Source organism: Actinoallomurus acaciae, assembly GCF_042429965.1.
Classification (GTDB): domain Bacteria; phylum Actinomycetota; class Actinomycetes; order Streptosporangiales; family Streptosporangiaceae; genus Actinoallomurus; species Actinoallomurus acaciae.
The window spans coordinates 1-3068 of record NZ_JBHLZP010000754.1; the positions used below are offsets into that span (position 1 = coordinate 1).

At 72.6% G+C, this 3068-nt stretch carries 5 protein-coding genes; 4 read left to right on the forward strand and 1 reads right to left on the reverse strand.

Features of this window, described 5'->3' with window-relative positions:
• Positions 1-358: ABATE domain-containing protein (locus tag ACFFNX_RS46390; RefSeq protein ID WP_378212736.1), on the reverse strand; the 358-nt coding region annotated here is incomplete at its 3' end.
• 91 nt (positions 359-449) lie between these two features.
• Between ACFFNX_RS46390 and ACFFNX_RS46395 the strand changes: the two genes are divergently transcribed.
• The 4 genes from ACFFNX_RS46395 to ACFFNX_RS46410 all read left to right on the forward strand — a co-directional run.
• Positions 450-869 (forward strand): carboxymuconolactone decarboxylase family protein, encoded by a 420-nt coding sequence (locus ACFFNX_RS46395; RefSeq protein WP_378212737.1) that lies wholly within the window; start codon positions 450-452, stop codon positions 867-869.
• Positions 866-1768: a phosphotriesterase family protein gene (locus tag ACFFNX_RS46400; RefSeq protein WP_378212740.1), complete on the forward strand. Its 903-nt coding sequence runs from the start codon at positions 866-868 to the stop codon at positions 1766-1768. Before ACFFNX_RS46395 ends, ACFFNX_RS46400 begins: the two co-directional genes overlap by 4 nt.
• Before the next feature lie 42 nt (positions 1769-1810).
• Entirely contained in the window at positions 1811-2677 is an 867-nt protein-coding gene (locus ACFFNX_RS46405; RefSeq protein ID WP_378212742.1) for a helix-turn-helix transcriptional regulator, read from the forward strand.
• A 43-nt stretch (positions 2678-2720) separates the two neighbouring features.
• Positions 2721-3068 (forward strand): alcohol dehydrogenase catalytic domain-containing protein (locus ACFFNX_RS46410; protein ID WP_378212745.1); only part of this gene is annotated, 348 nt, incomplete at its 3' end.

The following is a 3068-nucleotide window of genomic DNA, read 5'->3' on the forward strand; positions in this document are numbered from 1 at the left end:
CCGTCGCCGGCGGTTCGCGGCGTAGCCGGTCGTCGGCGGTCAGGCGGACCGGGTCGTCATGCTCGGCGAGGAACGCGGCCAGGTCCGCGACCGCGTCCGCGGGCGGCGGACGCCGGTCGACGGTGGCCAGCGCCAGCGTGCGCAGGGTCTCCCGCAGCTCCCGGGCCCGGTCGAGGTCGCCTTGGTCGGGCCGCCGGACCGGGGACAGCTCACAGTGCTCCAGCCATTCGGAGAGCCGGTCCGGAGTGGCCATCCGTTCGACCGGGTTCGCGCTGAACCTGCGGCCCGTGGTGGCGAGCAGGTTCAACCAGGTGGCGCCGCAGTCGAAGCGGAAGGCGAGCTTGTCTTCTCCAGCCATGGGCCCACTGTAACGCCTGAACCGTTACTTCTGTTAGTGTGCCTCGATGTAACGGGCAAGGCGTTACATCACCCCGGACAAGGAATGAGGCATGGCGATGGATCAGGCACGGACAGAGCAGGCCCGGCTCGATCGCGAGGAGGGGTACCGCTTGCTGAACGTCCTCCAGGACGAGACCACCCAGCGGGCGTTCCCCGGCGTCGAGGAGATCGCCCCGGGCTTCCCGGACTGGATCATCACCGCCCTGTTCGGCGGCACCTACCTGCGCGAGGGGCTGTCGCTGCGTGACCGGCAGCTCGTCAACCTGGCGGCCCTCACCGCCGTCGGCGGTGTCGATCCGCAGCTGACCGGTCACGTGCGGACCTCGCTGCGGATCGGGATGACGCGCGAAGAGGTGATCGAGGTCTTCGTGCACCTCGCGCCGTACGTCGGCGTCCCCAAGGCGCTGGCCGGGCTGCGGAACGCCACCGCCGCGATCGCCGACGTCGAGCGGGAGGCCGCGGACTCATGAGCGAACGGGTCCGTACGGTGCTCGGGGACATCGCGCCCGAGGAACTCGGCGTCTGTGACGCCCACGACCATCTGTTCATCAGCTCGCCGGCCCTGCCCGGCCAGGAGCTGGACGACGCCGAGGCCGCGCTCGCCGAGCTGAACGCCTTCGCCGCGCTCGGCGGGAACGCCGTGGTGCAGTGGACGCCGTGGGGGATGGGCCCCCGAACCGAGGAACTGCCCGGCCTGTCCCGGCGGTCCGGGGTCCATGTCATCGGCGCCACCGGAATGCACCAGGCCAAGCACTACGGCCGCGATGAGACGGCCGGCGTCCATGACGACCTGGCCGGGCTGTTCGTCCGCGACCTGACCGGCCCTCGCGTGAAGGCCGGGCTCATCAAGGTCGCGGGCGCCTATCACCGCCTCGATGACCACGCCCGGCACGTCATGGCCGCCGCCGCCGAGGCGCACCACGCCACCGACGCGCCCATCGGCGTCCACCTGGAGGCCGGAACCGCCGCGATGGACGTCCTCGACCTGCTGTGCGGGACGCACGGAGTCTCTCCGCGGCGCGTGATCCTCGGGCACCTGCACCGGTTTCCGGATACGAGGATGCACCGGGCGGTCGCCGAGGCCGGTGCGTTCCTGGCGTTCGACGGCCCGTCCCGTGTGCACCACGCCACCGACTGGCGCCTGCTGGACAGCCTCGGGGCCCTGGCCGACGCCGGTCACGCCCACCAGCTCCTGCTCGGCGCCGACACGGTCACCGCCCTGGCCCGGTCCGGCGCCGACGGCCCCGGCATGCCGTTCCTGCTCGGCGGCCTGCGCCCACGGATCGAACGGGAACTCGGCGCCGCTCTGGCAACCGCGATCTTCATCGAGAACCCGTCCCGCGCCTTCGCGGCACGGTGGAGGCCATGACCGGCCGGGTCTCCCGCGACGGCGTTGCCTAGGGTTGGGCCCATGGCCGGTGCTCAATCCCCCCTGCCCCGCGACCGCCGCCGCGCCGAGTTGCGGGAGTTCCTGCGCAGCCGCCGGGCGAGGGTCTCGCCCGCCGACGTCGGCATGCCGGACGGCGGCCGGCGGCGTACGCCGGGGCTGCGGCGCGAGGAGGTCGCGGTGCTGGCCGGGGTCGGGGTGTCGTGGTACACGTGGCTGGAGCAGGGGCGTGACATCAAGGTGTCCGAGGAGGTCCTCGACGCGATCGCCCGCGCGCTGCTGCTCGACGCCGCCGAGCGTGCCCACCTGTACCTGCTGGCGGGGCTCAACCCGCCGCCGGCCTCGGCCGCGGCCTCCGTCCCCGCCTCACCCGAGGTGCAACGGCTGCTGGAGTCCTGGCTGCCGCGGCCCGGCTATGTCCGCGACCGTCACTGGAACTTCACCGCCGTCAACGATGCGGCGCGTGCGGTGTTCGGCTACGGAGAGAGCGACCACAACTGCCTGGTCTCCTCCTTCGCCAACGCCCGCTACCGGGTGCTGCACCGGCACTGGGCCGAGACCGCTCCCGACGTGGCCGCCGCCTTCCGGGCCGACGCGGCGCGCTACCCCGGCGATCGGGAGTTCGACCGCATCGCCGCCGACCTGGCCGCGGTCAGCCCGGAGTTCGCCGAACTCTGGGCGCGCCACGACGTGGCCGAGCACACCGGCGCGGTGAAGGCCGTCGATCATCCCGAGGCCGGGACGCTGATCTTCGATGCCACGCTGCTGCCGCTGCCCGAGCATCCGGGGCACCACCTGATCCTGCACAATCCCCGTCCGGGCACCGACACCCTCCAACGGCTGGAGAAGCTGATGCGGGAGCGCGGCCTGGTGGTGGCACACCCAGGATGAGCGGACACTGCCGAGTCCGCCGCCGCGGCCGCAGGATCGTGCCATGAGCGGCAACGACAGGCAGATGAGAGCAGTGACCATTCCGGAGTTCGGCGGTGCCGAGGTACTCCGCGTCGATCAGGTGGCGATCCCCGAGCCCGGCCCGGGCCAGGTCTCCATCGACGTCGCGTACGCCGGCGCGAACTTCGCCGAGATCCTCTATCGGCGCGGCGTGGTGGACGTGCCGCTTCCCTTCGTGCCCGGGATCGAGGTGTCGGGCCGGATCCGCGCCGTCGGCCCCGGCGTCGAGGACCTGGCGGCCGGTCAGCCGGTGGCCGCGCTGACGATCGTCGACAGCGGCGGCTACGCCGAGGTCGTGGTCACCTCCGCCGCCCTGGTCGCCCCACTGGAC

Bases quoted from the DNA above. Each gene is read 5' to 3' on its own strand.
- ACFFNX_RS46405 (WP_378212742.1), top strand. From the start codon at position 1,811: ATGGCCGGTGCTCAATCCCCCCTGCCCCGCGACCGCCGCCGCGCCGAG.
- ACFFNX_RS46395 (WP_378212737.1), top strand. From the start codon at position 450: ATGGCGATGGATCAGGCACGGACAGAGCAGGCCCGGCTCGATCGCGAG.
- ACFFNX_RS46400 (WP_378212740.1), top strand. From the start codon at position 866: ATGAGCGAACGGGTCCGTACGGTGCTCGGGGACATCGCGCCCGAGGAA.